The sequence below is a fragment of the Alteromonas sp. DYW1 genome (assembly GCF_059752595.1).
Genome location: NZ_CM186038.1, coordinates 3,250,594 through 3,276,186 on the forward strand (window position 1 = coordinate 3,250,594; position 25,593 = coordinate 3,276,186).

A 25,593-nucleotide genomic window follows, 5' to 3' on the forward strand; every position below is an offset into this window, starting at 1 on the left:
ACTTTTTACCAATGGCGATTAGTGGCCAGCTTGTATTTACGCTAACTAGAAGCCTTCTCTTGAGGAACTAGCTTTGCTGCGTTAATGCGTTTTTGAATAGAAGCATCGGGTGAATAAGCCAAAGGCGCAGACGCTAAAATGGCTATAGCTTCGTCTTCATTGCGGTTGACTAATGCGAAGTTTAATTGATCCAGTAACATCACAACTTCAGCAAAATCCATACTGATTTCGTTGGCAGCCATGATCCGAGGATGTTCGGTTGCCGTTTCGTTATCTCCAATTAACAGCTCTTCATAGAGCTTTTCGCCTGGCCGCAGGCCAGTGTATCGAATGCTAATTTCATCTTCATTGGTCGGGTTGTCAGTAATTGATAAACCCATTAGGTGTGCCATTTTGACTGCCAAGTCAGCAATCCGCACTGGCTCGCCCATATCAAGCACAAAGACTTCGCCGTTAGTGCCCATTGCGCCGGCTTGGATCACCAACTGCGACGCTTCAGGAATAGTCATGAAATAACGAATAATATCTGGGTGCGTAACCGTGATCGGCCCGCCTTTTTTTATCTGCGACGTAAACAAGGGAACCACCGAGCCAGAACTGCCCAACACATTCCCAAAGCGCACAATGGCAAACTCAGTCGCACTGTGTAACGCCGAAATTCCCTGTACAAACAATTCCGCAAAGCGCTTGGTTGCCCCCATGATGTTGGTGGGGCGCACCGCTTTATCGGTCGACACCAAAACAAACTTCTCAACTTCGTACTCGGCGGCAATTAGCGCTACGTTGGCGGTGCCAAAGATATTATTGCGTATTCCGGCAGTAATGTTTGCCTCAACCATGGGCACATGCTTGTAGGCAGCGGCATGATAAATGGTTTGAATTTTATGTTGTTCGATGGTGTTGCGTAGCGACTCGGTATCTTGAATGGTGGCTAACACTGAGACCAATTCGATGTCGGCATGCGAACGGCTCAATTCATTCTCTATCTGATACAAATTATATTCAGCGAGTTCAAACAACACTAACTTCCGCGGCTGACCTTTGACTATTTGACGACACAACTCACTGCCAATCGAGCCACCCGCGCCGGTCACCATCACGATCTTGTCGTGAATATTGGCATTTAATAGCTCGGCAATCGGTGGCACAGGATCGCGCCCAAGCAAATCTTCAATATTAACTTCTTTTAATTCATCAATGCGCTGCTTGCCGCTAGCTATATCCTGCACATTCGGCACAGATAATAGCTCCAGTGCGAAAGGCTCCAACTCTCGGATCACTTCCTGACGACGACTGCGGGAGGTATTGTTGACCGCCAATAGCATTTTATGGACGTCGTAGCGCTCTTTAAATTCCTCGATTTCATTTCGGGATATAACCGGCAAACCGAGAATTTGTTTGCCGTAGTAAATACGTTTGTCATCCACGAAAGCGACTGGCATCAAGTCCTTACCGGCGCGCAACGCCGTTACCAACGCACGCCCAGATTCGGACGCACCGAAGATCAAGCACTTTTCACGCAACTTATGATTCTGTGCTTGTGAGGTCGCTTGGATCAGTAATCGGGGCGAGGCAATACCTAGGGTTGCGCCAAAGAAGTACATGACAACAACCGATGCGGGTAAGAAGATATCGAGGAAATATTCTGCAGCAAGCAAATACAGCGACGACAATAAAACAGCGAGGGCAATTTGATAAACCGCAGAAATTTCGATAAACCGGATCATCTGACGGTAATGGCCCAGAAGCAATAATATCCCCTGGGTAAAAAATAGATTCGCAATCACCACGCCCCATTCAGTGGTGCTGAATGACCAGGTTTCGATACCAATTCGCATCCAATACGCAACCAACAGAGCGAAAAGAATTGCGCAACTGTCCCACACCCATTCGATGGCAAATTTAACCTTCGGAGGAAAGCGAAAAATCTGATTGAGGGAGAACTTGTCCATGCAGTCCTACACCGCCATCGCCATTACGCTTTGCAAGGCTTCACAGGTCTGGTGAATTTCAGCGTCTGTGAGCGTCGGGTGAACTAAAAACATCAATGATGTAGCCCCCAACTCTTGCGCATTCACTAATGGCATTGCTGGACGGAAGCCGGTGTTATCGAACGCTTTTTCTAAATAGACTTCCGAGCAACTGCCAGAGAAGCAAGGTACCCCCCGATCAACGAGTGCCTGCATGATGCGGTCGCGATCCCATCCATCTTTCAATTGCGTAGGTTCAACAAAGACGTAGCACTTGTAATACGCATGCACAATATCTTCGGGAACGAGCGGTACACGCAACCCAGGTAATGAACGTGCAGTCGCTAAAATTTGTTCGGCATATTGATTGCGCAGCTTGGTCCATTCAGGCATTTTTTTCACTTGGCAGCGACCAATGGCGGCCTGCATTTCGCCCATGCGCCAATTCGTGCCAAAGGACTCATGTAACCAGCGAAATCCCGGTGGATGTTCCCGCTCGTAGACCGCTTGCCAAGATTTACCATGGTCCTTAAACGACCACATGATATTCCAGAATTCCTCAGAATTGGTGGTCACCATGCCACCTTCGCCCCCCGTTGTCATGATCTTATCCTGACAAAACGACCAGGCTGCAATATCACCCAAGCCACCAACCGGCCGCCCTTTATATACCGCGCCATGCGCTTGGGCACAATCTTCAACGACGTATAGGTTATGCGCTTTGGCCAATGCGTTAATGCTATCCATGTCGCACGGCCAACCGGCTAAATGCACACATAAAATAGCCCCGGTCCTAGCACTGATTTTATCTGCGATGGTCGCTGCACTGATATTTTGCGTATCGCGATCCACGTCAGCAAATACCGGCACCAAACCCGCTAGTACAATTGACGAAACAGATGCGAGAAAGGTTCTTGCAGTAACGATTACCTCACTGCCTTTGGGTAAGTCTAAAGCCACCCAAGCAAGGTCAAGTGCCACCGTTCCGTTAGCTACGGCAATGGCGTGTGATACGCCCTGCAATTGCGCAAATTCTCGTTCAAATTTACGCCCTTCCTGCCCTGTCCAGTAATTCACGCGATTACTGTCTAATACTGCCATTACTGCCGATTTTTCATCATCACTAACACTTGGCCAAGGAGAAAATGGACCGCCTAACATGCTGACTACCTCAATTTTTAGCGCTGCTTACGCCTATTATTTTTGTTTTATTATTGCTGGACTGCCAACCGCCAGCTGGTCGTTCGCTATATTCTGCAAAACAGTAGACCCGGCACCAATAGTGACTCTTTCACCAATGGTTATTTGTTGGATCACGGCACTACCAATGCCGATGAAGGTCTCTTGACCCACGCTGACCGTACCCGCTAAACGTGTACCCGGAGCAATATGTACACAATCACCGATGACACAATCATGATCCACTGAACATGCGGTGTTCAGAATACATCCTTTTCCTACCGAACTAAAAGCATTAAGTACCACATTTGCTAAGATCAACGTGCCTACGCCTATTTGACTGTCGCGCGCAATCACGGCACTGGGATGGATCAGCGTACTCAATCTCCAACCTTGCGCCAACAATTGCGTGCACAGCTTGGCTCTTACTGCATTATTCCCAATCGCAACAAAACACTCTGCAGTGCTTGGATCGAGCGTATTTAGGTGGTCTATCTTACCCACCACTGGCCAACGTCCACATTGCTCCACCGCTGGAAAATTGTCATCCAGCATAGCTATCGACTCGTAACCGAGTAATTCGGCACAATCAGCGACAACCTTAGCGTGTCCTCCAGCCCCAACGATAAATAGCGGCGGCCTAATTATTGCCATCGAACTTCTCCATCGTGGCTTGGTTATCTTGGTTAATGTCAGCCCGAGCAACAACCTTTTTCAAGGTCAGCAGGAGGATTTTAATATCCAACCAAAACGACTGATTATCCACGTACCAAACGTCCAGCTCAAACTTTTGCTGCCATGAGATGGCATTCCGGCCGTTCACTTGTGCCCAGCCAGTAATACCAGGGCGCACATCATGACGCCGCGCTTGTTCAGCGTTATACAAGGGTAAGTATTCAACCAGCAATGGGCGTGGCCCCACTAAGCTCATGTCTCCCTTCAACACGTTCCAAAGGCCGGGAAGCTCATCTAAACTGGTCGACCGCAATAAACGACCAAATGCTGTCAAACGCTCGGCATCTGGCAATAAAGCGCCGGTAGCATCGCGTGCGTCGGTCATACTTCTAAACTTATACATTTTAAAGACTTGCCCGTGTAAACCAGGGCGAGCCTGACTAAATAATACTGGCCGCCCCAACTTGATAGCAACCAACACAGCGACGATCAAGATCAATGGCCAAAAAACCAACAGAACACACAACGCAACACAGAAATCGAACAGTCTCTTCATTTAATTTTGTAATCCTAACAGCATACTTTGATTCACTTTGTGCACATCGTAAAGGTTCTCTGCACGTTCTCTCGCAGCGTCCGCATGCTGGGCAATAAGCGCAGGGTGCTGCAAATAGCGTTGCATGGCTTTGACCAAATCATCCACATCAGCAACCTTGACTAATTGACCGCTTTCGCCAGCAATAATGGTTTCCCTGCAACCCGGTGCATCCGTGGTAATAATGGCCCGGCCTATTGCCATTGCTTCCAACACTGTACGTGGGGTGCCTTCACGATAGGACGGTAACACATAAATATGGCAGTCTTGGATGATGGGGCGAACATCGACCAATTTACCGTGAAACACGATTCGTTTTTCCTTGATCCAGCGGTCGAGGCTGCGCTGACTGATTGCTGAGGGATTGCTGTCAATCCAACCCACTAGATGAAATTCAGCCTGTGGAAAGCGTTGTAATACTTGCTTTGCAGCAGCCGCATATTCCCTTACCCCTTTGTCAGTCAGCAGTCGCCCAATCATTAAAAATCGGATAGTACTTAACTCGGGTAACGGCTGTTGTGCAAACGCTGCGACATCAATACCTGACCCGTTGACGATTTGCGTTTTGTCGGCGGCAACCAAGCGATTCTCGAAAAACAACGCTTGATCATCCGGATTTTGAAAGAACACCCGCGTAGCACCAGCAAGCGCTAACTTATATAGGGTACGCGCGACCAGACCAACCAGTCGCTGCCGCGGTGTGTTGGACTGCATAAAGGCATAACCTAATCCCGTAATTAGCGCTCCGATGTGTGGAATGCGGCAGTAGCGTGCAGCTAAGCAACCATAAATCACCGGCTTAATGGTATACCCCAGCACATGAGTCGGCTGTATTTGCCGCATTAACGCGACCAGATCGGTGAACGTAGCGAGATCACCCAACGGATTTAAACCGTTGCGCGCCAGACGAATGTCGTGTGTTTGAATACCGGCCTCGTGTAAGACGTGTTTGATCTGTGGCGTAAAATCTGGCGCACACGCATGCACTACAAAGCCGGCTTTACTGGCATCTTGCATGAACGCTAAGCGAAAATTCACCAGCGACTCTGAAAAACTCGAGACCATAAGTAATGTTTTTGACGTACCCAAGCTCATCGTTGTCTTGCCCTCATTACCAATACTTCTCTGCGCAATGCTTTAACCCCAGCCCAGACTAACGCAATGGGCACCAGTAAGCGATAACGCCACGCCAGCGATGAATTAAACATAAGTTTACTTAAGGATTGTAACTGGCCGATACTCATTTTCAGAGTAAAACTGCTCAACGACCCCGAATCACTCAAGAATGCATGTTTGAACATGTAAGCATTCGGCCCATGCAACACCAGACCTTTCTGGGTTAATAAGACCCTACGCCAGCAGTCCACATCTTCAGAATAGCGTAAGTGCTCAGAAAATGGCTGCGCCAGCGCTGCTGCTCTGGTCATCATTACCGTTGGGGTACTGTAGGGATTATTAAACAATGCTCGCCATTTCGCCGGTTGCGAGACCGCGTAGGCAGCAATAGATTTTTCCCGCACGGCAGTCAATTCATCAACGCTGATCTGCTCACAGGCACAACCACTGATCGCCGCATTGTGCTGCCGCATTGCTGCAACCTGTGCGTCTAGCTTATGCCGGGCCCACGCATCATCACTGTCCAGAAATGCGATGTATTCACCGCTAGCATGCTCAATCCCGTACTTTCTGGCCCGCGCAGCGCCACCGTTTTCAGTACAATGGATTAGCTTAATATGTGGCCAACCCAATTCACTGACATGCTGTTTTAGTGCGTCCGCATGCTCGGGTGCCGAGCAATCGTCAACGATTACTATCTCCACATCATCGCGCTGGGCATAATCGGTTAAAGAAATAAATAAGCGCGCGATGCAGTCCTTAGCGTTATAAAACGGAATGACAATACTGATCAAAATAGCTCTGGTTGATGACTGCATGTTAAAACGTGAAATACCTTTTATTAAATAGGGCGAGCAAAGCAATGCCTGAAAATGCGAGTAAATAATACCCGAGTTTACTGCTGCGCATGGGCGTATTAAAAAACTGTGAATGAACTAGAATCGCGGGGATGTAAAACCACGACAACGCAGCAAAACGGTCATTTGAGGCGGTGAAACTGAGTAGTTGGAACGCACAATTTACGATCAAATAAAACTTCACTAGCCACAGATCGATACCGCGGCGCCGTTCAAAATAAAGGACAAACAGCACCGGCACGATAGAAAATAACGTAAAGTCTAAGCGAAATCCCGTTTGATACCCCATCAAATCACGGACTTCTGCCACTTTGTCACTATCGAGATAATATTGATAGCGAGAACTATCATCAAAGAAACTGGATAAAAAGCCAAGCGCACTCTCATTGATCCCCGAGGCACTGATAAACACTACGACCGTCCAGATAAACAATATTTTGGGTAAAGTCAGAAAGCGCTCAGCAAAGTGCAAAGCGAAGAGAGCCGGCAATAGCACTAACACCGACATATGAAACAAGCTGGCGATCCCGATCACTAGCAATGTACGGATTAGTTTGAAGTGATGAGCATAGTTAATAATGGCTAAGAAGGCGATGCTCATTGCCACCGCTTGCCGCATGCCACTGGCGAAATAGCTCAAAAAAAACGGATAAGATATATACACGATGAACATGTAACCCCAACCGTCGCCATACAAACGTTTTAAGCCAGCAATGAAGGGAACAATCCCGATCACAAAGATAGAAGCTAAATACCAGCGATGACTCACACCTGCGTTCGCACTTAGCCAAGACAACACCGTAAAGCCAACCTCTTTACCACTTTCAATCAGCGCAACGGCAAAGTCCTGACCGACCATGCGATCGTAACTGCGTAAATACCGGAACGTATCGCCATGCACATCTCGTAAGACATACATCAACGCGACTTGGATGACACAACAAAACAATAAAATTTGAAAAAAACGACGTTGTTGGGCACGCGATGTGACCTGCTCATCAAAAAAGGTAGCGGCCACAATCGTACAAAAAGTTAGATAGCCCAAGTGAAATAACATGAGTGCAAATTACCGCATGTCGGTGCACTTGGGTGGGAGTTTGGCGTTTGCGCGCCCCAAGCGATAACCGCGCAAAAACGCGCTAAACACCTGAATGGAGCGATTTGCCCAAGCATAAGCCGCGACTAGCTTAAACAAAAACAAAAACGCGATCATCCGCTGCACTGGATTTAAATAGCGGCGCATCACAATTGCCCGATTATGCGATAAGCCCCAAATGTACTTGGGCACGTCATTAACTACACGGCAACCACCATCATCAGCCGCTAAATGCAACAGGCGCGCATTGGCTTTAAACCAAAAGCGCTTGCCACTGACGCGATTGACGCGTAACGAAAGTTCACTCTCCTCATATAAGGCTGCACCTAATGTAAGGTGCTCATCGACGCCTCCTGCAAGTTCAAGCAATTCACGCCGAGCGCTAAAATTTCCACCGGGGACGTGCTCTACCCACTGATCCTTATGGCTGGCAAACCCGCGATAAGGTGTACAACTCCAGCGCGAAAATTTCCCCACTGGTGGCCCTTCATCCAGCGGTCGATGCGCCTCATCGATTCCACCTGCGACCATGCCAATGCTGACATCTTGATAACATTCCACATGTTGGCGAATTAACTGCTCATCACTGCGAATATCGTCGTCAATGTAAATGACTATCTCGGCATCGCTGTGCTGCCAGCCATAGTTACGGGCTTGCGGTAACCCCTTAAAGTCAACATTGAAGTATTTTAGGCGCGCTGGGTTTTGGGTAATGAGCGTTTGCATTTCCGGGGTTGGCGCCGGTGACTGGTCAACCACAATGATGTCAAAATTGCCATAATCCTGTGCAAGCATATCTTGCACAGATAGCAATAGGTACTTATCACGGTTAAGTGTAGGAATAATGACGCTAACCTTGCACTCAGTCATTGGTGGTCTCCAAAGGCTGCAAAATTTCACTTACACGTTGACCATAGTGCGCCCAAGTTGTGCTGCTTTCGACACGCTGGCGCGCTAATTGGCGCTGTTGACTTAACCAGTCAGGCTCTGCCAGCAAACGTTCGATTAAATCAGCCAACGCCTGACTATCATCACGCGCCAACAAAAATCCCCCTTGATTGTCTGCGATAGCATCAACAATACCACCTTGCTTGACCCCAATCGCTGGGGTTCCGCAGGCTTGTGCTTCAAGAAAGACTAAACCAAAGCCTTCGACTTGTTTCGCCGCTTTTTCCTCTCGGGTACACATGGTGAACACATCCACGCATCCATACAACCCAGGTAGTTTGTCATCATCCACAAAGCCCAGAAACTGCACACAATCCGAAAGGCCAAGCTCGATAACAAGCTGTTGTAATGCTGGGACGTGTTCACCGCGCCCAGCAATTGCATAGTGGATCCTCTGTCGTACGTCTGCAGTCAATTTGGCCAGCGCGTGTAAGACCACATCATGGCCTTTGTAAGCTTGCACCCGCGAGGTGGTTAGTAGCACAAACTTGTCAGTTGGCATGCTAAAAGACTGACGGATTGCAGGCCGCTGCTCGGCTGGTATGGGATGAAAACGCTTTTCATCAACCCCTAACGTCGCGACGGCGACTGGCGTTGACGTTTGCTGCGCCACCAAATCACCGGTGTAGTGACTATTTGCAATCACTAATTGTGCACGTTTTAATAGCCAGCGGCGTGCAAAACTAAGCAGGCGATTTTTTAGCGTTGGGCGCCCCAGCATAACCTCATTGCCGTGGGCCAAAACCACAATATGCTTACACCCCGCCAGGCGAGCGATTAAGGCTTCTGGATACCATACGCCGGTAACGACAATATCGTCTCGATGAAAGCGCTTAAGGCGCTTAAATAACTGCCATTCCGCGTGCCCACGTTTGGCCGGCACTCGATACTCTGCGGTTTTAGGAGCTATAAATGCATGCTGTTGGCTTGACACCTCGCGGCTGATCACGTTGACTTTTTTGCCTTGCTCAACCCAATTATCCACGATCGCCGCGCACAAACGCGAGATCCCCCCCTCCAGTGGCGGGTAATCAAAACTCACCAAACACATGGCCCGCTGTTTCACTCAACTATCCCCAACTGACGGTTAAAAATACGCGCAAAGGCTTGCACCTGAGACGACGCTAAGTACGTTTTACAATAATCCTTGTTAATCGCCTGACGACGGCCAGCAAACATGTCCAGCAACGCCGCTGTATCATTGATCAAGTCACCACTTAAAAACACGCCTAATCCGGCCTTTTCTAATTCATGGCGCGCTTCACTGATCAATGGAACGTCTGCGATTACTGTCTTCTGCATCGCCATATAATCAACTAATTTGGCAAAATTGGTCCACCAGAGACTATTCCCCGGAATTAGCAGACAAGCATCTGCCTGCAGGATTTCTCGGTACAATTCTGCTTGCGGCATATGATCGATAAACTGACAATGCGCTTTCAAGTAATCACATCCCGCACTGTTTAATAGACGCTCCACGCGATGCTGATTAACCTCTCTGCGGCCAATAACCTTAAGACTCAATTCGCATTCCAACTTGATAGCCGTTTGATCGAGCGCTTTGAAAATATGATTGCTGTCATACTCATCTAAAAACTCACCCACAAACAAAACCGTGCAGGCTTGCTCCGGCGTGCTTTTCTCGCTCTGCTGCGCCTGCCGAATATAGTCGTCATCGGCACCGGTGGGAATGAAACTAAAGCGATCACTGCTGAGCTGATACAGGTCAGAAAAAATGTATTCATAACTGCGAGCTAAACCAACCACATGATCAGCCCGGCGCATGGCACTACTGACAATTTGTTTCTCCCGCACCTGCACCTCAAGTGAGGGCGCAGAAAAGCGCTCACTGTAACCTAATGGATCGCGAAAATCCGACACCCAGCGCACGCCTAACTCACGCTTTAGCGCTTCACCGATGCGCAAGTTGGTGTAAGGCGCTGTGGTGGTATAAATCAACTCAATATCGTAATGTTGAATAATTTCGCGGGCGCGTTTAACCGCTGGCTTGTACCAGGTCCAGTAGCGGTCGGGACGATTAGCCAACCATTGCTTAAAGCGTTGACTCAACCCAGGCTTAGATTGCTTGATCGTTTTATCGGTTTTTTGCGCCACGGCTGAAGCTAGCTCGCCCCGGGTTTTCAGCGCCGCGAAGGTTGTGTCTTTGCCACCTAACGCCATCTTGAGCCCGCGTAATGTGGGTTCAATGTAGCGTGCGGTGTGCACATGCACATCCGCTGGCAATTGGGCCAGCAGAGAGGCATCTTCGTTGTACAAATAATTGGTATCCACGGTCAGCACGTGCACTTCATAGCCTTGCGTCGGCAAATAACGGGCTAGTTTATACACCCGAAACATCGCGGCGTGAGTTTGAGGCGCGAAATACGGTGTGATAAGTAATACTTTTTTCGATTTCATGGTGAATTCGCCTCAATATACTGCTGATATGCCTGTGCATTATGCTCAATTTGTGCGGCAACTGAAAATGTTGCCGCACGTTGTCGGCCTGCGGCGCCATAGTGCTCACGTTTGGCCTGATCAAATAACAACTGAATAATTGCCTGACTAATACTGCTTGGATGGGTGGGGTCTATTAAGATCCCGTCACGTTCATGGGCAACAATTTCCGGACCACAGGATAACTGGGTATAGATCGTGGGAACTGCCAGCGCCATGGCCTCGACAGGCCCCAAACCAAAACTTTCCGAAAAGGACGGAAAAACAGCAACATCCGCATTCACTAGGTGCCCCAGCAGCTCGGTTTTAGCAATATGTCCGGTATGTGTAATGTTTGCCTGTGGTCCAGCCAACTGCTGGATCTTTAGCCACGCTGACAGACCTTCCTCTTGGGTATCTTTACCAATGAACAACAACTGTGCATCAGGAAATACCGCTTGTACTTCAGGCCAAGCCTGCGCTAATGCAAAAACGCCTTTTTTGGCCATCAGTGTGCCAGTAAAGACCACCAAGCCGGTATAATCATAGTCCTGCTTACACGCCCCATCGTCTGGCCACGCAATGCCGTTATGGATCACGCGATAGGGCTTATCTAGGGCAAATATCTGGAGCGTTTGTTCAGCGGCGTACTGGCTGACTGACAAGAGTACCGCGGCGCGCGCCAGCGTTTTTTGCTCCAGCCATTTAACTACACGACTCTGTGGCTTATCTAACTCGTGACTAAAATAAGTCACCGTGCCATGCAAGCGCACTAACACCGGGATCATCAGTGCCCCCCAGAAAGCCGCGTACCCCTCAAAATCGGGTACTTCGATAATCTCAATGTCACCCTGCTCTGCCGCTGACTTGATAGCATGAAACAGTCGGCGTCGATTATTCCATAATCCTAGCCAACCCGGTTGCGCCGCTAGACGATACACAGTAACACCCTGCAAAGATTCACAAATTGTCGTCTTTACGTCTGAATAAACGCCGAATACAGTAACCTCATGCCCATGGGCAACCAAGCGCTCGGCCAACTCCCGAGTAAACGTGCCGATCCCGCCACAGGTGTACGGTGGGTATTCATTACATACAAAACCAATTTTCATACTGCCACCTGTAAAACGTGCCGTAGCCGGCCACGATAAAGGAGTACCAATAACCCGCCATAGACCGCGACAAGTAAACTGCCATGCACCAAGATTGCTAACCAGAGCTCAAGCGACGGCAGAGCCAATAACGAGACAACTAACCTGACGACTAGCAACGTTACTATTACGGCAATAAAAGGCTTAACTAGGTGCTGTAACGTCGCTCCAAAAGATAGTTTTGCACTGCGATGGGCATAGGCAACGGCACCGACCGTCAAACCAATCCCCATAATTCCTGTGTACGCCCAAGCCACACCGGCAACGCCAAACTGCACACCGATTGCAAAAGCGAGGCTCAGCAACAGTGAGGCAAAAATACCCCACTTGAGCATTTTGCTAGCGGCACCAGACGCGGTAAAAATCCATCCCATGGTATTGTGGATCGGTTGTGTTAAGCAGGCCAAACTTAGGATTTGCAGTATCGGCACCACGGCATCCCATTGTTCACCATATAACAGTGCAATAGGATCTTGCGGGAACAAGGCAAAATACATCGCCACCGGCGCGCAAATAATAAATAAAAAGCGCAATGTATGGGCATACTGACGTTGCAGCAATGCAGTGTCATGTTGCAGACGCGAGAGGATGCTGATCATTAAACCACTGAGCGCGCCTGTGGTTAACATACTGGGTAAGGTCATTAAAAAGTACGCTCGGCTGTAATAGGCCAGGGACTCTGCATTGATTACTGCACCGATCAACACATTGTCCAGATTTCGGGCGAAGTAATTAACTGCACCAAAAGCGATTAACGAGCTCCCAAATAACGTCAAGCTGCGAATGTCGACCTGACGCTGGAACCATCCCGCTGGGCACCTTGCCATAACGCTGACAGCTAGAGCCTGCAATAAAAATTTAGCCACCGCTTGCAATACCAAGGCCCACACACCAGCGCCATAAAGAGCACTGGTTACCGCCAAAGCACCTGCAACCAATGTTGCAATAATATCAATCAGCGCTAAGGCCTTAAAACGCTGTTCACGTTTCATCCACATAATGCTGGGAGTACTGATCCCAGAAATGAAAAAGTTAAGCCCCAAAATGGCTAATACCCAGGTGATTTCGGGATAGCCATAAAAAGCTGCAACCAAAGGAGCGATCAACACTGCAGCGAGCGCCATGAGTGCACCCAATCCACCATTTAACCAACGTAGATTGATAACTTCTGCCGTGGAAATTTTTTCCCGCTGGATTAATGACCAGACCATGCCGCCATCGGCGAAAATTAAGAAAAATGCGGATACCGTCATGGCCATAGCAAAGATGCCAAAATCGTGAGGCGCGATGATGCGTGCAAGTATAGCGGTGAAAACCAATGACGAGGCATACGTCGCAACCTGATGAAATACCGACCAGGAGGCATTCTTATTTGTATTTGACCGTTGCGCTGGGGAAGTCGTCATTATTGGTATCGTATTGTTATTATTATTTTGTGACGTCGCTCACCACGGGTGGTTCTTGCCTAACGAAGCACGCGCGTAAGCGGTCTTTACACCATCTGTTTGATGGTACTTCAATCCATCGATTGAGACCATAAGCAATTCCAATCACAGCAAGGGCAGCGATTCCAACGTTAATAATGCTGTGCCAAGAGTCAGGTAAGTGATTCAGCAACACATAACCAATATTCTGATGGATCAAGTACAGCGAATACGAAATCGCACCGAGCCAAATTAACACTCTTTGGCGCAGCACATGTAACTTACCCCGCACGGCTAGCACGAACAGGCAAAATAACGCCAAGTATATTAGTGTTTGTAAAATGTTGCTGCCAAGGAATGTTGCGGTGAGGACGCCGGCAAAACCGACATAGCACAGCGTCCGATTACGCTCCCTTTCCCAATCAAAAACGACAACGCCCAGTAAGAAAAAATGCGCATAGCCGTCTAGCGTAAGCAAATGCAGGGTTTGCCAGTTAATCTCATTAGCTTGTAGCACCGCGTTAACGCCAACCAGTAGGAGTAATAATAACGATGCATATTGTTGCCAACGCAGCACGAGTAACAGCAAGATCCAAGCATAAAAAGTCAATTCTAAGGTCAATGTCCAGTAGACACCGTCGACATGCTCAATTGCAAAGTATTCATGGATCATGGCGAGATTTGCCAATCCTTGTAACAAGGTCACCTCGCGGCCAGCTAATCCCCACAGACTGATCACGATGAACGTGAGTAAGACCGCGACCCAATACACGGGAAATAAGCGTGCAAAGCGCGAGATCACAAACTCTCGAGGGGCGGAAACTCGTTCTACTGTCCAATAAATCACATAGCCACTGATCATAAAAAACAAGTGCACCCCATACTGACCGAAGTAAGACCAATATACTGGTAATCCCTGGTGCCCGTAGAGTTCTTGATAGCGATAAACGAGGTGATAAATGACCACGGCGAAGGCGGCGATGCCGCGCAAGGCGTCTAACTCTGTAAGTCGATTAGCAGGCACTGATTATTCTCTTTTTTATAGCCTCAACGGTATGAGCTCGGCCCTTTTCAATTTAATACTTATCCACTGGGGTAAATACGCGTCAAATTTGCGTTTCTTGCTCACATTGCGTACTTTACATTCATTAACATTTTTTAACAATTTTATGAACTAACGCTGACCAATGAGGTCAACGATAGTCGGTGAAGTTTTCTTGCAAGGACGCAGTAACGGTAAATGGTGTAATGAAGTATGCGTAAATCTGTTATCTCAACAACCTTGCTATTGGGAATGGGCCTTAGCGTACCCGTGTTAGCGGTACCTCCGCCAGAGCCCAAGATAGAAGAAGCGCAAATAAGTGACGCTCATCAAGTAAGCGAAAAGACTGCACTCAAGGCGTCCTTCATCCATCGACAAATGGATAACAACGCCAGTATCGGACGTGCCATCAAAAGTATTGCCAGTCATTACCCACAAGAAATCACCACCATTGTTGACGTTGCATTAGATACCTATCCAGAAAAATACCGCGAGATCATCTATGCGGCTATTTCTACTCAACCGACAGCCACTGAAGAGATTGTTAAAATCGCAATTGAGAAAGGTGTCAGCGAGTGCCCCAATATCGTTGAATTAGCCATATTGGCTGAGCCGAGTTACGTAAACTTTGTCGTTACTGCTGCAGCCAATACCACGCCGGAAGAATTACAGAACATCGTTAGAGTAGCTGTTGTTACTGAACCCGATAGCGCGGACCGCATTGTACAAACGTTATCGAAAGAACATCCTGATGATATGGTTAGTATTTTAACCACTGCAATCGGAGCCGTACCCTTTGTGGGTGAGTATATTGTTGATGGGCTGTTAGCATTGTTTCCAGAGAAAGCTGAAACAGTCGTTGAAACAGCTGTACGCGAATCTGCGCAACAACGCGAGCAAATCGTTAGGATCATTGAGACCGCTGAGAATCGCGGGGTTGACGCCGAACAATTAAAGGCATCAGCACGAAAAGGCGGCGCTACCGAAGAAGAAATTGCGTTAGCGACGCGTAAACAACCATAAAAAAACCCGGCATTTGCCGGGTTTTTTAAATCAGTAATTACTTACTCTTCAATTGCTTCGACTTCTTCTACGTCTTCAACAACTGGGCGGTCGACTAATTCAACGTAAGCCATTGGCGCACTGTCACCAGTACGTAAACCACACTTCAAAATGCGGATATAGCCACCTGGACGTGCTTCATAACGTGGTCCAAGTTCGTTGAATAATTTACCTACAACTTCTTTATCACCGGTGCGAGCCATCGCCAAACGACGATTAGCTACACTGTCTTGCTTCGCAAGTGTGATTAAAGGCTCGATAACGCGACGCAATTCTTTCGCTTTTGGCAACGTCGTTTTGATCACTTCATGCTTAACCAATGAACCAGCCATGTTTTTAAACATTGCTTGGCGGTGGCTGCTGTTGCGATTCAACTGACGACCACTTTTACGATGGCGCATAGTTTTATCCTTCTCTAAAAATCAGACCTTAGGGCTGATTAATCTCTTTCAGCGATGCTCTCTGGTGGCCAGTTCTCTAGGCGCATACCTAGTGAAAGTCCACGTGATGCGAGCACATCTTTGATCTCAGTAAGCGATTTTTTACCTAAGTTAGGAGTCTTTAACAACTCGACTTCAGTGCGCTGTACTAAGTCACCTATGTATTGGATAGCTTCCGCTTTCAAACAGTTTGCAGAACGAACCGTTAACTCTAAATCATCAACTGGGCGAAGCAGGATCGGATCGAACTCTGGCTTCTCTTCTTTCGCTACTGGCTCTGAAATATCACGTAATTCTACGAATGCATCCAGCTGCTCAGCTAGGATGGTAGCAGAACGACGGATCGCTTCTTCAGGATCCAAAGTACCGTTAGTTTCCATATCAATGATTAGCTTGTCTAAGTCTGTGCGTTGTTCAACACGCGCAGCTTCAACTGCATAAGAGATACGCTCTACAGGGCTGTATGAAGCGTCAACTAATAAACGACCAATAGGACGATCATCTTCTTCAGAGGAACGACGCGTCGCCGCTGGAACATAACCACGGCCCATCTCAACCTTGATACGCATGCTGATTTCTGTATCGCCAGTAAGCGTACAGATCAAATGCTCAGGATTGACGATTTCTACATCACCGTCGTGCTGGATATCACCAGCCGTTACCGGGCCCGCTCCAGATTTCACCAAGGTCAGCGTAGTTTCGGTTTTACCCTCTAACTTAACGGCCAAACCTTTAAGGTTCAGCAAGATCTCGATGACGTCTTCCTGCACGCCTTCTTTGGTGCTGTACTCGTGCAAAACACCATCAATCTCTACTTCAGTTACGGCACAACCCGGCATTGAAGAGAGCAAGATACGACGTAACGCGTTACCTAAAGTGTGGCCAAAACCACGCTCTAGTGGCTCAAGTGTGACTTTTGCACGCGTCGGAGAAACGTTTTCGATTTCAACCAATCTTGGTTTAAGGAATTCAGTTACAGAACCCACAATGTATCCTCTTTAGTTACACTTTACTTAGAGTAAAGTTCGACGATCAACTGTTCGTTTATTTCGGCTGACAAATCAGTTCTTTCAGGAATACGCTTAAACGTACCTTCCATTTTCGAGTTGTCGACTTCAATCCACGTTGGCTTTTCACGTTGGTCAGCTAGTTCAAGAGCTGCCACGATACGTGCTTGCTTCTTCGCTTTTTCACGAACAGACACCACGTCATCAGCTTTAACGTTGAACGATGGGATATTTACCACTTTGCCATTCACAAGAATTGCTTTGTGGCTAACAAGTTGACGCGCTTCAGAGCGAGTGCTTGCAAAACCCATGCGGTAAACAACGTTATCAAGACGCTGTTCAAGAAGTTGCAACAAGTTTTCACCGGTGTTGCCTTTTAAACGTGCCGCTTCTTTATAATAGTTACGGAACTGTTTTTCTAATACGCCATACATACGACGTACTTTTTGCTTTTCACGCAACTGTACACCGTAGTCAGACAAACGGCCACGACGGGCACCATGTTGACCAGGCGCAGTATCGATCTTACATTTAGAATCGATTGCGCGAACGCCGCTCTTAAGGAACAAGTCTGTGCCTTCGCGACGGCTAAGTTTGAGTTTTGGACCCAAATATCTTGCCATGATCTTTCTCCTGTTGTCCGTCGATTAAACGCGACGTTTTTTCGGTGGACGACAACCGTTGTGAGGAATAGGGGTCACATCGGTAATGTTTGTGATCTTGTACCCAGTCGCATTAAGTGCACGGATCGCAGACTCACGGCCTGGACCTGGACCTTTAACGAACACTTCTAGGTTCTTCAGACCGTATTCTTGTGCAGCTACGCCTGCGCGCTCTGCAGCTACCTGAGCAGCAAATGGAGTTGATTTACGTGAACCACGGAAACCAGAACCACCTGAAGTTGCCCATGCCAAGGCGTTACCTTGACGATCTGTAATAGTCACAATTGTATTATTGAAAGACGCATGGATATGAGCCATACCGTCAGCAACCTGACGTTTTACGCGCTTACGTGCGCGAGCTGGTGCTTTTGCCATAACTTATTCTCCCCGTTACTTCTTAATAGGTTTACGAGGACCCTTACGAGTACGCGCATTAGTTTTCGTGCGCTGTCCACGTAGAGGCAAGCTACGACGGTGGCGAATGCCACGGAAGCAACCAAGGTCCATCAAACGTTTGATACTCATCGAGACTTCACGGCGCAAGTCACCTTCAACAGTGAATTTCGCTACTTCGTCACGAAGCTTATCAATTGTTGTTTCATCAAGATCTTTGATCTTGGTAGTTTCTGCAACACCAGCTGCTGCGCAAATAGTCTTTGCGCGAGTAGCACCGATGCCGAAGATTGCTTGAATTGCAATCACAGCATGCTTGTGTTCCGGAATGTTAATGCCAGCGATACGGGCCATTAACAGCACTCCTCTAAATTAATGTCGACGACCTAAAAAGCCCGATAGGATACTTACCCGTCGACCAAATTGCAATTTAAACGCTCATTTACTATGCAACTTGCGTGGCTTCAATCGCCGAGGCCACGCAAAGTAAAATGAACGCAACGTTGATTAGCCTTGCCTTTGCTTATGCTTTGGCTCACTGCAAATCACACGCACAACACCGTTGCGCTTGATGACTTTACAGTTACGGCACATCTTTTTAACGGATGCACGAACTTTCATTACATCACTCCGTAGTACGCAATCGTCTGGCTGGCCTTAACGGCCAATGCCTTTCAGATTGGCTTTCTTGAGAACAGAATCATATTGATGTGACATCAAATGAGTCTGCACCTGCGCCATAAAGTCCATGATGACCACTACAATAATCAGTAGTGAAGTACCGCCGAAATAGAATGGAACATTCCAAGCGATCAACATGAATTCAGGCACTAAACAAATAAAGGTTATGTAGAGCGCACCAGCTAATGTGAGGCGAGTCATTACCTTGTCGATGTAGCGAGACGTTTGTTCACCTGGGCGGATACCCGGGATAAACGCACCTGATTTTTTCAAGTTATCTGCCGTATCACGTGGGTTAAATACCAACGCAGTATAGAAGTAACAGAAGAAAATAATCGCTGCTGCATACAACATCACGTACAAGGGTTGACCTGGCGATAGCAACAAGGCTACGTCGGCTAACCATGCCGTAGATTCATTCTGACCAAACCATCCAGCAATTGTTCCTGGGAACAAAATTATGCTCGATGCAAAGATTGGCGGGATAACCCCTGCCATATTAACTTTAAGCGGTAAATGCGTGCTCTGCGCGGCAAATACCTTACGGCCTTTTTGCTGTTTGGCGTAGTTAACTACGATGCGACGTTGTGCGCGCTCAACAAATACCACAAGGTATGTAAGAGCCATAACAATCGCGCCAATCAACAACAAGAACAATAAGTTAATATCACCTTGGCGAGCTTGTTCTGCAGTCTGTCCCAACGCTGTTGGTAAACCTGCAACAATACCCGCAAATATCAGAATAGAGATACCGTTACCGATACCTCGCTCAGTAATTTGCTCACCTAGCCACATGAGGAACATAGTTCCTGTCACTAGACTCACTACCGCTGTAAAGTAGAACGCGAAGCCTGGGGCAATCACCAAACCCTGGATTAGGTTGGGGAGTCCGGTCGCAATACCAATTGACTGGAAAGTCGCCAATACCAACGTTAAATAACGGGTGTATTGACTGATCTTACGACGCCCTGCCTCACCTTCTTTCTTAAGCTCTATCATCGGTGGGTGAACCACCGATAATAGCTGCATAATAATGGAAGCTGTGATGTAAGGCATAATGCCCAGGGCTAGCACAGACGCACGCTCAAGTGCACCACCGGAGAACATGTTAAACATTTCTACGATAGTCCCTTTTTGCTGCTCAAATAATTGAGCAAGCACTGCTGGGTCGATGCCAGGGATCGGCACATAAGAACCAAGCCTAAATACAACGATCGCACCGAATACGAACAACAATCTTGATTTAAGCTCGCTCAATCCGCCTTTCGCGCCTGAATCCAATCCTGGTTTAGCCATCTAGCTTATTCCTCTACTTTACCGCCGGCAGCTTCAATCGCTTCACGCGCACCTTTTGAAACCTTTACACCGCTAACCGTTACTGCACGAGAGATTTCACCGCTCTTCATTACTTTAACGAACTGGATGTCTTTCTTAACAAGACCTGCAGCTTTTAAAGTTTCAAGAGAAACAGTGTCACCCTCTACCTTAGCTATTTCAGATAGTGTCACTTGGTCAGAAACCAAGCCTACACGTGATGTGAAACCAAACTTTGGTAAACGGCGTTGGATTGGCATTTGTCCGCCTTCGAATCCTGGCTTAACTGAACCACCAGAGCGGCTCTTTTGACCTTTGTGACCACGGCCACCAGTCTTACCTAAACCAGAACCGATACCACGGCCCAAACGCTTACCCGAATTTTTCGCTCCTGGAGCAGGAGCAAGAGTATTTAAACGCATCTTTTACTCCTCCACGATCTCAACCATGTAATATACACGGTTGATCATGCCACGAACGGCTGGGGTATCTTCCAACTCACGTACACGACCAATCTTACCAAGACCTAAGCCAGTCAATGTGGCTTTATGCTTTGGCAAACGACCGATCGCACTTTTCGTTTGTTTGACTTTTAAAGTTGCCATTTTCAATTACCCCAAAATTTCATCTACGGATAACCCACGCTTAGCAGCAACTTGCGCTGGTGAGTTCATCTCGACCAATGCATTGATAGTTGCACGCACAACGTTAATCGGGTTAGTTGAGCCGTAACATTTTGAAAGTACGTTCTGTACACCAGCGACTTCAAGTACTGCACGCATCGCACCACCGGCAATGATACCAGTACCTTCAGATGCAGGCTGCATATATACTTTAGAGCCAGAGTGACGACCTTTAATTGGGTGCTGTAGTGTGTGGCCATTCAAGTCAACGTCAACAAGATTGCGACGTGCTTTTTCCATAGCTTTCTGGATAGCAGCAGGCACTTCACGTGCTTTACCGTAACCGAAACCTACGCGGCCATTACCATCACCAACCACTGTCAAAGCAGTAAAACTAAAGATGCGACCACCTTTAACTACTTTTGATACACGGTTTACGGCAATGAGCTTCTCTAACAGTTCACCGTTTTGAACTTCTTGTTTAGCCATTGTTATCTCCTAGAACTGAAGACCGGCTTCACGAGCCGCGTCAGCCAATGCTTTCACACGACCGTGGTATTTAAATCCGCTACGATCGAAAGCCACGTCTTTGACGCCTTTTTCGATTGCGCGCTCAGCAATTGCTTTACCGACTGCCGCCGCTGCTTCTGCATTACCTGTTGATTTAAGACCTTTTTTAAGATCCGCTTCAACAGTAGAAGCCGCCGCCAATACTTCAGAACCGTTTGGAGCGATTAACTGAGCATAAATGTGGCGAGGTGTGCGGTTAACTACCAAGCGATGCGCGGCCAGTTCACTGATCTTCTTACGTGCACGAGTTGCGCGACGTAAGCGAGCTGTTTTCTTATCCATCGTATCACCCACCTACTTTTTCTTAGCTTCTTTACGCAGAACATTCTCGTCTGCATAACGGACACCCTTGCCTTTGTAAGGCTCTGGTGGACGATAGCCGCGAATGTTGGCTGCAACCTGTCCTACCACCTGCTTATCAGCGCCTTTGACGACGATTTCAGTTTGGCTAGGAGTTTCTACCGAAATACCTGCAGGCATTTCGTAAACAACAGGGTGTGAGAAACCTAGAGTTAGGTTAAGTTTGCTACCTTGAGCTTGCGCACGGTAACCAACACCTAACAACTGAAGTTTTTTCTCAAAACCTTCTGATACACCAACAACCATTGCATTCAACAATGAACGCGCAGTACCCGCTTGGGCCCATGCATTCGCAACACCTTCACGAGGAAGTGCTTTAAGCTGTTGTTCTTCTTGAACGATTTCAACAGCGTCGTTAAATACGCGTGATAGCGTACCGTTTTTACCTTTTACAGTGACTTCTTGACCAGCGATAGAAACTTCTACGCCAGATACAACGTCGACTGGAGCTTTAGCTATACGTGACATTCTACTTCTCCCGTTACGCTACATAACCGATGATCTCACCGCCCATGCCTGCTTTACGCGCAGCACGGTCAGTCATCACACCTTTTGAAGTAGACACGATAGCTACGCCTAAACCACCCATTACTTTTGGCAACTCATCTTTTTTCTTATAGATGCGTAGACCAGGGCGACTTACACGCTCGATTGTGTCGATTACTTGCTTACCTTCGAAGTACTTAAGTGTAACTTCTAGGGTAGGCTTAACGTCACCAGATACCGCGAAGTCAGTGATGTAACCTTCTTCTTTCAATACTTTCGCAATTGAAGTGCGAAGCTTAGAAGATGGCATAGTCACAGCAACTTTCTGCGCCATTTGGCCGTTACGGATGCGGGTGAACATATCCGCGATAGGATCTTGCATACTCATATCAGCTACTCCTTACCAGCTGGCTTTCTTAAGGCCAGGGACTTCACCGCGCATCGCAGCTTCACGAAGCTTGATACGGCTTAGACCAAATTTGCGTAGGAAACCGTGTGGACGACCCGTGATACGGCAACGGTTTTGTTGACGTGCACGACTTGAATCACGCGGTAGTGATTGTAGCTTTAGAACAGCATCCCAACGCTCTTCTTCAGAGGCGTTAACATCGCTGATAATCGCTTTTAATGCTGCGCGTTTTTCTGCGTACTTAGCAACAAGCTTAGAACGCTTCACTTCGCGAGCTTTCATTGATTCTTTTGCCATAACCCTACACCTTACTTTTTAAACGGGAAGTTAAACGCAGACAATAATGCGTGCGCTTCTTCGTTCGTGTTTGCGCTAGTAGTGATAGTGATATCCATACCGCGGATCTTATCTACCTTATCAAAATCGATTTCAGGGAAGATAATTTGCTCACGAACGCCCATGCTATAGTTTCCACGGCCATCGAACGACTTCGGGTTTAAACCACGGAAGTCGCGGATACGTGGGATTGCAATTGAGATTAAACGCTCAAGGAATTCCCACATACGCTCGCCGCGCAGGGTTACTTTACAGCCAATCGGATAACCTTCACGGATTTTGAAACCCGCGACAGATTTGCGTGCTACAGTAACAATCGGCTTCTGACCAGCAATTGCAGTCATGTCAGCTTGAGCATTCTCAAGCACCTTCTTGTCAGCTACAGCTTCACCTAAACCCATGTTTAGAGTGATTTTTTCAATCCGAGGGACTTGCATGACGCTTTTGTACCCGAACTGCTTCGCAAGTTCAGCTACTACTGTTTCTTTATAGAAATCATGCAGTTTCGCCATCGTACTCTCCAATAAATTAAACGAGTTCGCCGTTAGACTTGAAGAAACGAACTTTCTTCTCGCCTTCTAAACGGAAACCAACACGATCAGCTTTGCCCGTTGCCGGGTTAACGATCGCTACATTTGAAACGTGAATTGATGCTTCTTTCTCAATAATACCGCCAGCTTCACCCAATTGAGGGTTTGGCTTCTGGTGTTTCTTGATGACATTCACACCTTCTACAATGACACGGTTATCAGACGTTAGGACTTTTTTGACTTTACCAGTCTTGCCCTTGTCTTTACCTGCCAATACGACTACTTCATCATCACGACGAATTTTATTAGCCATTATCGTGACTCCTTATAGTACCTCTGGGGCCAGTGAGATAATCTTCATGAACGAATCGCCACGAAGCTCACGGGTAACCGGGCCAAAGATACGCGTACCAATAGGTTGCTTGTTGTTGTTCAACAAGACAGCTGCGTTGTTATCAAAACGGATAGTTGAACCGTCTGGACGACGAACGCCTTTCCTCGTACGCACCACCACTGCATTCAGTACGTCACCTTTTTTTACCTTACCGCGAGGAATTGCTTCCTTGACGGTAACTTTGATGATGTCACCGATATGTGCATAACGGCGATGCGAGCCACCAAGAACCTTAATACACTGAACCCTGCGAGCGCCGCTGTTGTCGGCAACATCCAGGTTAGTTTGCATTTGGATCATGTTAGTGCTCCGCTGTTAAATTACGACTCCAATGAGCCACTAAAGCTGCTAAAAACGGGACATTTCGTCCAATTTTTAACCGTACCCCGATAAAAAGGGCGCGAAATGATAACAGAAAAGAATTCGCAGGGACAGTCGAATTTTGAATTATTTTTAAACAATCCGCCGTCGCAAATGCGCACTTGATATATTCGTCGCAATCCATAGTAAGCATGCGATTCTTGGCGTTAGAGTAAGTCAACGAACAACGCAAATTTCAGGTCCCGTATAAAGTGTCATAATCCCAACCAAAGTTCAGTAGATGTTTTTACTAGTTCGAGCACAATACACTGACCTCAGCAACGAGGTTTACGCAAAAGGAGATTGATTATGAATATGGATATTAACTTACACTCTGCAGAGTTGCTGGTACTGACCGATGATGAATTACATAAAGTTAACGGTGCCTTCCTAGCAAATGTGGGGATGGGCATCGCTGGCGCGCTCGGTGCAATGGCTACTTATTCCATTGCCGGTGGTGTCTCTGGCAGCATGAGCTTGGGCGGATTCGCAGGATCTGCGGTAGGGGGCTTTATTTATGGTGCTAGCGGTTTTAATGCAGTTGGTGGATACGCTGGCGCAGCTGCAAACGGTGCGGTAAAAGAGTGGGTCGACTCTGAAACAACTGACGAATAAATAAACGAGGTGATAACGTGAAATTTAGTCATGCCGGGGTAAAAGGAGTGGCCGTTTTTTGTGCCACCATAATCAGCCTTTCATTTATAGGCTTGTTGGTATGGTTATTCGATATTGATGACCCTGCAACAATGCTGACATGGGCAGCGGTGTTGAGCGCAGCAACCGTCATTGAGCTTTATCCAAAACTGCAACGATGGTTGCTAAATCCATCCAAGCAAGCCTGACTCAGCTCCCTTATGGCTGCTACACATGCCGTCATAAACTTTACTCTCGTTCTGTTCGATGTACCCCACATAGTCAGCAGGCTTTTACAGAGCGAGGTCTTGCTGATTCGGCGTTATATTCGCTTATCCAGCAGCGCTCATACAATGAGCAATAGCAAACCTGTAGATCCATAGACCAGAAATCCTGCATGAACTCGTCGGTCAATGCTCTACTCTCTTCATCTAAAGGAAATGCAATTTGCCAAACATTTTCGCTATTACCAGGCGCCAGTACAAAACCCTTGATCGAGCCTTGATATTCAGCTGCGGGAGACAAATTCTTGGGTAACGCGTTCGCGAGATCAGCAGTATGACCAATGGTGAAATCGCCAATGTCCCATTGCGCCGATTCAATGAAGGCGGGTCCAACTCCTGCATTGAGTAAATCGAGCTGCAACATACGGTATTGCTTGCCATCTTCTAATGTTTGAGTGATAAACTGACTTTTAATTTCAATCACAGGATAAACATCAGCGTGCTGATGATTGCGAATTATTCTGGATTGGTCCCAGCCAACGTACAACGCAACAACGGCCACTAAGACCGCTACAAAGCTAGCAATGTCCTGTAAGTTGAACCGCGCCATAGAGTATTCC

General features: G+C 47.5%; 34 protein-coding genes. 3 read left to right on the forward strand and 31 right to left on the reverse strand.

Annotated features, from left to right (window positions below):
* Positions 1-41: 41 nt before the first annotated feature.
* The 13 genes from AC121Z_RS14730 to AC121Z_RS14790 are packed head-to-tail and all read right to left on the reverse strand — an operon-like array spanning position 42 to position 14,471.
* On the reverse strand, positions 42-1,952 hold the full coding sequence (locus tag AC121Z_RS14730) for a polysaccharide biosynthesis protein (RefSeq protein WP_498124917.1): 1,911 nt from the start codon (positions 1,950-1,952) through the stop codon (positions 42-44).
* Between the two features lie 6 nt (positions 1,953-1,958).
* The gene (locus AC121Z_RS14735) at positions 1,959-3,131 is read right to left on the reverse strand and encodes a DegT/DnrJ/EryC1/StrS family aminotransferase (RefSeq protein WP_498124919.1); all 1,173 of its coding nucleotides are present in this window, start codon (positions 3,129-3,131) and stop codon (positions 1,959-1,961) included.
* A 36-nt stretch (positions 3,132-3,167) separates the two neighbouring features.
* A complete protein-coding gene (locus AC121Z_RS14740; RefSeq protein WP_498124921.1) occupies positions 3,168-3,803 on the reverse strand; it encodes an acetyltransferase in 636 nt (211 codons plus the stop codon).
* Positions 3,790-4,380 carry a sugar transferase gene (locus AC121Z_RS14745; RefSeq protein ID WP_498124922.1) on the reverse strand — a complete coding sequence of 197 codons (591 nt, stop codon included), beginning with the start codon at positions 4,378-4,380 and terminating at the stop codon, positions 3,790-3,792. Before AC121Z_RS14745 ends, AC121Z_RS14740 begins: the two co-directional genes overlap by 14 nt.
* Positions 4,381-5,484, reverse strand: a complete 1,104-nt coding sequence (locus AC121Z_RS14750) for a glycosyltransferase family 4 protein (protein ID WP_498124924.1) — start codon at positions 5,482-5,484, stop codon at positions 4,381-4,383.
* 26 nt (positions 5,485-5,510) lie between these two features.
* On the reverse strand, positions 5,511-6,353 hold the full coding sequence (locus AC121Z_RS14755) for a glycosyltransferase family 2 protein (protein ID WP_498124925.1): 843 nt from the start codon (positions 6,351-6,353) through the stop codon (positions 5,511-5,513).
* A gap of 1 nt (position 6,354) precedes the next feature.
* On the reverse strand, positions 6,355-7,449 hold the full coding sequence (locus tag AC121Z_RS14760; protein WP_498124927.1) for an EpsG family protein: 1,095 nt from the start codon (positions 7,447-7,449) through the stop codon (positions 6,355-6,357).
* Between the two features lie 9 nt (positions 7,450-7,458).
* Positions 7,459-8,358 carry a glycosyltransferase family 2 protein gene (locus AC121Z_RS14765; RefSeq protein WP_498124929.1) on the reverse strand — a complete coding sequence of 300 codons (900 nt, stop codon included), beginning with the start codon at positions 8,356-8,358 and terminating at the stop codon, positions 7,459-7,461.
* Entirely contained in the window at positions 8,351-9,502 is a 1,152-nt protein-coding gene (locus AC121Z_RS14770) for a glycosyltransferase (RefSeq protein WP_498124931.1), read from the reverse strand. Before AC121Z_RS14770 ends, AC121Z_RS14765 begins: the two co-directional genes overlap by 8 nt.
* The gene (locus AC121Z_RS14775; protein WP_498124933.1) at positions 9,499-10,854 is read right to left on the reverse strand and encodes a glycosyltransferase family protein; all 1,356 of its coding nucleotides are present in this window, start codon (positions 10,852-10,854) and stop codon (positions 9,499-9,501) included. Before AC121Z_RS14775 ends, AC121Z_RS14770 begins: the two co-directional genes overlap by 4 nt.
* Positions 10,851-11,984: a glycosyltransferase family 4 protein gene (locus AC121Z_RS14780; protein ID WP_498124935.1), complete on the reverse strand. Its 1,134-nt coding sequence runs from the start codon at positions 11,982-11,984 to the stop codon at positions 10,851-10,853. The genes AC121Z_RS14775 and AC121Z_RS14780 overlap by 4 nt, the downstream gene beginning before the upstream one ends.
* Positions 11,981-13,429, reverse strand: a complete 1,449-nt coding sequence (locus AC121Z_RS14785) for a lipopolysaccharide biosynthesis protein (RefSeq protein WP_498124937.1) — start codon at positions 13,427-13,429, stop codon at positions 11,981-11,983. The genes AC121Z_RS14780 and AC121Z_RS14785 overlap by 4 nt, the downstream gene beginning before the upstream one ends.
* A 22-nt stretch (positions 13,430-13,451) precedes the next feature.
* Positions 13,452-14,471 (reverse strand): acyltransferase family protein, encoded by a 1,020-nt coding sequence (locus AC121Z_RS14790; RefSeq protein WP_498124939.1) that lies wholly within the window; start codon positions 14,469-14,471, stop codon positions 13,452-13,454.
* A 270-nt stretch (positions 14,472-14,741) separates the two neighbouring features.
* On the opposite strand from AC121Z_RS14790, the gene AC121Z_RS14795 reads away from it, so the two are divergent.
* Positions 14,742-15,512, forward strand: a complete 771-nt coding sequence (locus tag AC121Z_RS14795; protein ID WP_498128268.1) for a hypothetical protein — start codon at positions 14,742-14,744, stop codon at positions 15,510-15,512.
* Positions 15,513-15,553: 41 nt separating this feature from the next.
* On the opposite strand, the gene rplQ is transcribed toward AC121Z_RS14795, so the two are convergent.
* The 17 genes from rplQ to rplN all read right to left on the reverse strand — a co-directional run bounded on the left by rplQ (position 15,554) and on the right by rplN (position 24,056).
* Positions 15,554-15,952 (reverse strand): 50S ribosomal protein L17, encoded by a 399-nt coding sequence (gene rplQ, locus AC121Z_RS14800; RefSeq protein ID WP_100658711.1) that lies wholly within the window; start codon positions 15,950-15,952, stop codon positions 15,554-15,556.
* A 38-nt stretch (positions 15,953-15,990) separates the two neighbouring features.
* The gene (locus tag AC121Z_RS14805; RefSeq protein ID WP_100658710.1) at positions 15,991-16,980 is read right to left on the reverse strand and encodes a DNA-directed RNA polymerase subunit alpha; all 990 of its coding nucleotides are present in this window, start codon (positions 16,978-16,980) and stop codon (positions 15,991-15,993) included.
* A gap of 20 nt (positions 16,981-17,000) precedes the next feature.
* Positions 17,001-17,621, reverse strand: coding sequence for a 30S ribosomal protein S4 (gene rpsD, locus AC121Z_RS14810; RefSeq protein ID WP_100644254.1), 621 nt, complete (start codon positions 17,619-17,621; stop codon positions 17,001-17,003).
* A 24-nt stretch (positions 17,622-17,645) separates the two neighbouring features.
* Entirely contained in the window at positions 17,646-18,035 is a 390-nt protein-coding gene (gene rpsK, locus AC121Z_RS14815) for a 30S ribosomal protein S11 (protein ID WP_100658708.1), read from the reverse strand.
* A gap of 15 nt (positions 18,036-18,050) precedes the next feature.
* Positions 18,051-18,407 carry a 30S ribosomal protein S13 gene (rpsM, locus tag AC121Z_RS14820; protein ID WP_100644257.1) on the reverse strand — a complete coding sequence of 119 codons (357 nt, stop codon included), beginning with the start codon at positions 18,405-18,407 and terminating at the stop codon, positions 18,051-18,053.
* A 153-nt stretch (positions 18,408-18,560) separates the two neighbouring features.
* A complete protein-coding gene (gene rpmJ / locus AC121Z_RS14825) occupies positions 18,561-18,674 on the reverse strand; it encodes a 50S ribosomal protein L36 (protein WP_013343810.1) in 114 nt (37 codons plus the stop codon).
* Positions 18,675-18,710: 36 nt separating this feature from the next.
* Positions 18,711-20,030 carry a preprotein translocase subunit SecY gene (secY, locus tag AC121Z_RS14830; protein WP_100658707.1) on the reverse strand — a complete coding sequence of 440 codons (1,320 nt, stop codon included), beginning with the start codon at positions 20,028-20,030 and terminating at the stop codon, positions 18,711-18,713.
* Positions 20,031-20,035: 5 nt separating this feature from the next.
* Positions 20,036-20,470: a 50S ribosomal protein L15 gene (gene rplO / locus AC121Z_RS14835; RefSeq protein ID WP_100658706.1), complete on the reverse strand. Its 435-nt coding sequence runs from the start codon at positions 20,468-20,470 to the stop codon at positions 20,036-20,038.
* 3 nt (positions 20,471-20,473) lie between these two features.
* Entirely contained in the window at positions 20,474-20,653 is a 180-nt protein-coding gene (gene rpmD / locus AC121Z_RS14840; RefSeq protein ID WP_100644263.1) for a 50S ribosomal protein L30, read from the reverse strand.
* Positions 20,654-20,659: 6 nt separating this feature from the next.
* On the reverse strand, positions 20,660-21,160 hold the full coding sequence (gene rpsE, locus AC121Z_RS14845) for a 30S ribosomal protein S5 (RefSeq protein WP_100644265.1): 501 nt from the start codon (positions 21,158-21,160) through the stop codon (positions 20,660-20,662).
* A 9-nt stretch (positions 21,161-21,169) separates the two neighbouring features.
* A complete protein-coding gene (gene rplR, locus AC121Z_RS14850) occupies positions 21,170-21,523 on the reverse strand; it encodes a 50S ribosomal protein L18 (RefSeq protein ID WP_100644395.1) in 354 nt (117 codons plus the stop codon).
* Positions 21,524-21,535: 12 nt separating this feature from the next.
* Positions 21,536-22,069 carry a 50S ribosomal protein L6 gene (gene rplF, locus AC121Z_RS14855; protein WP_498124943.1) on the reverse strand — a complete coding sequence of 178 codons (534 nt, stop codon included), beginning with the start codon at positions 22,067-22,069 and terminating at the stop codon, positions 21,536-21,538.
* A gap of 13 nt (positions 22,070-22,082) precedes the next feature.
* Complete coding sequence (gene rpsH, locus AC121Z_RS14860; protein WP_100644268.1) at positions 22,083-22,475, reverse strand: 30S ribosomal protein S8; 393 nt, start codon at positions 22,473-22,475, stop codon at positions 22,083-22,085.
* Between the two features lie 12 nt (positions 22,476-22,487).
* A complete protein-coding gene (gene rpsN, locus AC121Z_RS14865) occupies positions 22,488-22,793 on the reverse strand; it encodes a 30S ribosomal protein S14 (RefSeq protein ID WP_100644270.1) in 306 nt (101 codons plus the stop codon).
* 11 nt (positions 22,794-22,804) lie between these two features.
* Entirely contained in the window at positions 22,805-23,344 is a 540-nt protein-coding gene (rplE, locus tag AC121Z_RS14870; protein WP_100644272.1) for a 50S ribosomal protein L5, read from the reverse strand.
* A gap of 16 nt (positions 23,345-23,360) precedes the next feature.
* Complete coding sequence (rplX, locus tag AC121Z_RS14875; protein WP_100658700.1) at positions 23,361-23,675, reverse strand: 50S ribosomal protein L24; 315 nt, start codon at positions 23,673-23,675, stop codon at positions 23,361-23,363.
* Positions 23,676-23,687: 12 nt separating this feature from the next.
* On the reverse strand, positions 23,688-24,056 hold the full coding sequence (gene rplN / locus AC121Z_RS14880) for a 50S ribosomal protein L14 (RefSeq protein WP_100644285.1): 369 nt from the start codon (positions 24,054-24,056) through the stop codon (positions 23,688-23,690).
* 369 nt (positions 24,057-24,425) lie between these two features.
* Between rplN and AC121Z_RS14885 the strand changes: the two genes are divergently transcribed.
* Together AC121Z_RS14885 and AC121Z_RS14890 are read left to right on the forward strand one after the other, a co-directional pair.
* A complete protein-coding gene (locus AC121Z_RS14885) occupies positions 24,426-24,731 on the forward strand; it encodes a hypothetical protein (protein ID WP_498124945.1) in 306 nt (101 codons plus the stop codon).
* A gap of 17 nt (positions 24,732-24,748) precedes the next feature.
* Positions 24,749-24,958, forward strand: a complete 210-nt coding sequence (locus tag AC121Z_RS14890) for a hypothetical protein (RefSeq protein WP_498124947.1) — start codon at positions 24,749-24,751, stop codon at positions 24,956-24,958.
* Positions 24,959-25,031: 73 nt separating this feature from the next.
* Here the strand turns inward: AC121Z_RS14890 and AC121Z_RS14895 are convergent, their stop codons facing one another.
* Entirely contained in the window at positions 25,032-25,583 is a 552-nt protein-coding gene (locus AC121Z_RS14895; protein ID WP_498124949.1) for a hypothetical protein, read from the reverse strand.
* Positions 25,584-25,593 lie beyond the last annotated feature (10 nt).

What these genes read in the sequence shown, in the direction of transcription:
- rplX (WP_100658700.1), bottom strand. Translation starts at nt 23,675, where the DNA reads ATGGCTAATAAAATTCGTCGTGATGATGAAGTAGTCGTATTGGCAGGT.
- rpsN (WP_100644270.1), bottom strand. Translation starts at nt 22,793, where the DNA reads ATGGCAAAAGAATCAATGAAAGCTCGCGAAGTGAAGCGTTCTAAGCTT.
- rplQ (WP_100658711.1), bottom strand. Translation starts at nt 15,952, where the DNA reads ATGCGCCATCGTAAAAGTGGTCGTCAGTTGAATCGCAACAGCAGCCAC.
- AC121Z_RS14885 (WP_498124945.1), top strand. Translation starts at nt 24,426, where the DNA reads ATGAATATGGATATTAACTTACACTCTGCAGAGTTGCTGGTACTGACC.
- AC121Z_RS14740 (WP_498124921.1), bottom strand. Translation starts at nt 3,803, where the DNA reads ATGGCAATAATTAGGCCGCCGCTATTTATCGTTGGGGCTGGAGGACAC.
- AC121Z_RS14730 (WP_498124917.1), bottom strand. Translation starts at nt 1,952, where the DNA reads ATGGACAAGTTCTCCCTCAATCAGATTTTTCGCTTTCCTCCGAAGGTT.
- AC121Z_RS14785 (WP_498124937.1), bottom strand. Translation starts at nt 13,429, where the DNA reads ATGACGACTTCCCCAGCGCAACGGTCAAATACAAATAAGAATGCCTCC.
- rpsM (WP_100644257.1), bottom strand. Translation starts at nt 18,407, where the DNA reads ATGGCCCGTATCGCTGGCATTAACATTCCGGAACACAAGCATGCTGTG.
- rpsH (WP_100644268.1), bottom strand. Translation starts at nt 22,475, where the DNA reads ATGAGTATGCAAGATCCTATCGCGGATATGTTCACCCGCATCCGTAAC.
- rpsK (WP_100658708.1), bottom strand. Translation starts at nt 18,035, where the DNA reads ATGGCAAAAGCACCAGCTCGCGCACGTAAGCGCGTAAAACGTCAGGTT.
- AC121Z_RS14765 (WP_498124929.1), bottom strand. Translation starts at nt 8,358, where the DNA reads ATGACTGAGTGCAAGGTTAGCGTCATTATTCCTACACTTAACCGTGAT.
- AC121Z_RS14780 (WP_498124935.1), bottom strand. Translation starts at nt 11,984, where the DNA reads ATGAAAATTGGTTTTGTATGTAATGAATACCCACCGTACACCTGTGGC.
- AC121Z_RS14795 (WP_498128268.1), top strand. Translation starts at nt 14,742, where the DNA reads ATGGGCCTTAGCGTACCCGTGTTAGCGGTACCTCCGCCAGAGCCCAAG.
- AC121Z_RS14755 (WP_498124925.1), bottom strand. Translation starts at nt 6,353, where the DNA reads ATGCAGTCATCAACCAGAGCTATTTTGATCAGTATTGTCATTCCGTTT.
- rplO (WP_100658706.1), bottom strand. Translation starts at nt 20,470, where the DNA reads ATGCGTTTAAATACTCTTGCTCCTGCTCCAGGAGCGAAAAATTCGGGT.
- rplE (WP_100644272.1), bottom strand. Translation starts at nt 23,344, where the DNA reads ATGGCGAAACTGCATGATTTCTATAAAGAAACAGTAGTAGCTGAACTT.
- rplN (WP_100644285.1), bottom strand. Translation starts at nt 24,056, where the DNA reads ATGATCCAAATGCAAACTAACCTGGATGTTGCCGACAACAGCGGCGCT.
- rplR (WP_100644395.1), bottom strand. Translation starts at nt 21,523, where the DNA reads ATGGATAAGAAAACAGCTCGCTTACGTCGCGCAACTCGTGCACGTAAG.
- AC121Z_RS14775 (WP_498124933.1), bottom strand. Translation starts at nt 10,854, where the DNA reads ATGAAATCGAAAAAAGTATTACTTATCACACCGTATTTCGCGCCTCAA.
- AC121Z_RS14735 (WP_498124919.1), bottom strand. Translation starts at nt 3,131, where the DNA reads ATGTTAGGCGGTCCATTTTCTCCTTGGCCAAGTGTTAGTGATGATGAA.
- rpsD (WP_100644254.1), bottom strand. Translation starts at nt 17,621, where the DNA reads ATGGCAAGATATTTGGGTCCAAAACTCAAACTTAGCCGTCGCGAAGGC.
- rpmD (WP_100644263.1), bottom strand. Translation starts at nt 20,653, where the DNA reads ATGGCAACTTTAAAAGTCAAACAAACGAAAAGTGCGATCGGTCGTTTG.
- AC121Z_RS14750 (WP_498124924.1), bottom strand. Translation starts at nt 5,484, where the DNA reads ATGGTCTCGAGTTTTTCAGAGTCGCTGGTGAATTTTCGCTTAGCGTTC.
- AC121Z_RS14760 (WP_498124927.1), bottom strand. Translation starts at nt 7,449, where the DNA reads ATGTTATTTCACTTGGGCTATCTAACTTTTTGTACGATTGTGGCCGCT.
- rpsE (WP_100644265.1), bottom strand. Translation starts at nt 21,160, where the DNA reads ATGGCTAAACAAGAAGTTCAAAACGGTGAACTGTTAGAGAAGCTCATT.
- rpmJ (WP_013343810.1), bottom strand. Translation starts at nt 18,674, where the DNA reads ATGAAAGTTCGTGCATCCGTTAAAAAGATGTGCCGTAACTGTAAAGTC.
- secY (WP_100658707.1), bottom strand. Translation starts at nt 20,030, where the DNA reads ATGGCTAAACCAGGATTGGATTCAGGCGCGAAAGGCGGATTGAGCGAG.
- rplF (WP_498124943.1), bottom strand. Translation starts at nt 22,069, where the DNA reads ATGTCACGTATAGCTAAAGCTCCAGTCGACGTTGTATCTGGCGTAGAA.
- AC121Z_RS14745 (WP_498124922.1), bottom strand. Translation starts at nt 4,380, where the DNA reads ATGAAGAGACTGTTCGATTTCTGTGTTGCGTTGTGTGTTCTGTTGGTT.
- AC121Z_RS14895 (WP_498124949.1), bottom strand. Translation starts at nt 25,583, where the DNA reads ATGGCGCGGTTCAACTTACAGGACATTGCTAGCTTTGTAGCGGTCTTA.